1 protein-coding gene is annotated in these 708 nt (G+C 43.5%); it reads left to right on the forward strand.

Annotated elements, in window-relative coordinates:
* The coding region (locus QTO00_RS20460) for an ABC transporter transmembrane domain-containing protein (RefSeq protein ID WP_443088955.1) at positions 1-708 on the forward strand (708 nt) is incomplete at both ends.

Genomic DNA, 708 nt, shown 5'->3' on the forward strand with positions numbered 1-708 from the left:
GAATAATATTCCCAACACTATTAGCCGTTCTTGGTTGATAACTCAAGTAAAAAAGCACAAAGCTAAACTGATTCTGGCTAATTTTATTGCGCTTGTAGCCACATTAATCAGTGTCCCTATCCCGTTATTGATGCCGCTGATGGTCGATGAAGTGCTATTGAATCAACCTGGAAGTGGGTTAGCAGCCATGAACGCATTACTCCCCACATCAATGCAAACCCCAACTGGGTATATTGCTCTTACTTTGCTTTTAGTTATCGTGATGCGAAGTGCCAGTCAAATATTAGGTATTCTCCAAAGCCGTCAGTTTACGCTTGTCTCAAAGACCATCACCTTCCAGATGCGCAGTAAAATGATCGATAAGCTTGGTCGAATCAGTATTCGTCAGTACGAAACGCGTGGTAGTGGCGGTATTAACGCCCATTTGATTACCGATGTCGAAACTATCGATCAGTTTATCGGCTCCACACTGAGTAAATTTCTAATCAGTTTACTCACGGTGATCGGTACTGCAGGCGTACTGCTTTGGTTAGATTGGCGCTTGGGCCTATTTATATTGCTAGTAAACCCGGTCGTCATCTACTTCTCGCGCAAACTAGGTAGTAAGGTCAAGCATCTTAAAAAGCGCGAGAACCAATCTTTTGAACGTTTCCAAAACCGCTTGGTAGAGACCTTAGATGGAATCTATCAGTTGCGTGCGGCTAACAG

It is taken from the genome of Vibrio sp. M260118 (assembly GCF_036533755.1).
Taxonomy (GTDB): Bacteria; Pseudomonadota; Gammaproteobacteria; order Enterobacterales; family Vibrionaceae; genus Vibrio.